Here is a 2,193-nt window from a genome sequence, read left to right as displayed (position 1 = left end):
TGGTGAGTCGGCCCGGGGCGCGGTGCCGGGATTGCTCCCGGTCCGTTTCCCCGGACCGCTCTCCGAACCCGCCGTGCGCCTCTCAGCGCAACGGGCTCTCCACGGTTCCTGCCGTCAGGCGGGGTTCGCAGGAGGCCATGGGGACGGGATCTTGTTCCCCCGGAAGGTGTAGCGGGAGACCGTCACACCCTGGATCCGGAAGTACTCCACCCCGTCGGCCGCGATCACCCATCGCCCGGAGGCGGCGAGGTGTCGGCGGACCTGTCCCCAATTCCATCCGTGACGCGCCCTCAGCATGTGGACCAGCCTCCACCAGGTGAAAGCGTCCAGTTTGCTGAAGGTCCACTTCGCCACGGCATGTCGGAAGTAGTTGGCCCATCCGCGCATGATCTGGGCAAGCCTGACCAGCACGGACGCGAAGTCCTGCTGCGATGTCCTGTGTGTCAGGGCACGGATCTTCGCCTTCAGCGACCGGACGGGCCGGACCGCGATGAAGGTGTAGACGTACCACTTGTCCGTCCCCCTCTTGCGCTTCCACCGGATGCGGAAGCCGAGGAAGTCGAACCCGTCGCCCAGGTGGACCACTTGGGTCTTGGCCGGTGACAGCCGCAACCCGAGCGGAGCCAATGCGACGGCGACGTCTTCGCGTAGCGCTTCGACGTGCTCGCGCGAACCGTGCACCAAGATGACGAAGTCGTCCGCGTAGCGGACCAGCCGCCACGTCGGCCGCCCCTTGGAACGCCGGTAGTCGCGCTTGCCGGGGGTCGACATCGCCCCGCCCGGCTTCCACGGCCCCATCACGCGCTCGTCGAGCACGCTCAAGGCGATGTTGGCCAGCAACGGAGACAGGATGCCGCCCTGCGGCGTGCCGGTCATGGTGTCCCGGCGTTCGCCGAGTTCCGTGAGGATCCCGGCCTTCAGGAACGCCTTGACCAGCGCCAGGACGCGTTTGTCCTTCACCCGCCGACGCACCCGGTCCATCAGAGCCGTGTGGTCGATCGAGTCGAAGCACGCCTCGATGTCCGCGTCCAGCACCCAGCGGTAGCCGCGGGAGCCGAAGTGGTGGATCTCGGCGATCGCGTCCTGGGCACGCCGCTTGGGCCGGAAACCATACGAGCACGGCAGGAAATCCGCCTCGAAGATCGGCTCCAGCACCAGTTTCAGCGCCGCCTGGACGACCCGGTCCGCGACCGTCGGAATCCCGAGCTTGCGGACCTTCCCCGACCCACCCGGTTTCGGGATCTTGCGCTCCCGCACCGGCAACGGCCGGAACGAGCCGTCCTTGAGAGCGGCCCGCAGGTCGTCCAGGAACCTGGGCACGCCCACCTGCTCCGCGACGTCGGCGACCGTCAGACCGTCGACGCCAGCGGTGCGCGCGCCTTGGTTCCCCGCGACCCGGTCGAACGCCACGATCAGCGTCGCCGGGTCACACACGAAGTTGAACAAGTCATCGAACCGGCGGCCAGGATCGGCCACCGCCCAACGGTGAAGCTTGGCCTGCATCTCCGATACCCTCGCTCCCGGCCCGGCCGGACCAGAACGAGGAGCACCGCCATTCGGCGACGCGTCTTCCGGCATTGCAGCGACCCTCCCTTCTCGAAACCGCTGCCGCCCTTCCCCATGCGGCCGGCTTTCCCGACCTCGGAGTACTACGGCGGCTCCGCCCCGTCCCGAACCGATCGGCGGTCGACGCGCCCAACCCCACCCTCGCCGCTGGATACGACGTGGAGGGCAAGACCCGGGACGGTTCCCGTGTTCACTGTGGTTCGCTCGACGAAGTAGGAGCCCGACTATGCCCCTGCGGCATCGCCACGAGTACGCCGCAGACCTTCCTCGTGGCCTCCCGGACGGCTCGTGCCTACCGTCCTGGGAGTTACCCGCCCACCTGCTCGACGGGATACGCACCGCTCCCGGCCCAGATCCGCCAGATTCGAGCCGGTGCCTAATCAAGGGGGTGTCACACGCCGGTTCCTCGCGTACTCCTCTCCGTCCCGCTCGCCGGACCCGAACCATCTGGCAGTACTGGCCCGTCCCGGCTTTGTCAGGGCCGCTCCCACCCTCCCCGGCGTCACCCGGATCAGGCTGCCCTCAGCTCCACCGTCCTGCTGCGACAGGATCAGCGGCGAAGGCCTCTCACCTCCACTCGAACCACAGCGCCTCACGGCGCACCCACGACCTGAGGCACTCGACCGC

At 68.3% G+C, this 2,193-nt stretch carries 1 protein-coding gene; it reads right to left on the bottom strand.

The features are described 5' to 3' along the window. Positions 1-114 precede the first annotated feature (114 nt). The gene (gene ltrA, locus ACZ6EM_RS40300) at positions 115-1,503 is read right to left on the bottom strand and encodes a group II intron reverse transcriptase/maturase (protein ID WP_465774666.1); all 1,389 of its coding nucleotides are present in this window, start codon (positions 1,501-1,503) and stop codon (positions 115-117) included. Between the last annotated feature and the right edge of the window lie 690 nt (positions 1,504-2,193).

The sequence above is a fragment of the Kitasatospora sp. NPDC041917 genome, from assembly GCF_055589745.1.
This window is presented reverse-complemented; position numbering and strand designations above follow the sequence as displayed.

Excerpts from the sequence above, each read along its gene's own strand:
- ltrA (WP_465774666.1), bottom strand. The coding sequence starts at position 1,503 with ATGCAGGCCAAGCTTCACCGTTGGGCGGTGGCCGATCCTGGCCGCCGG.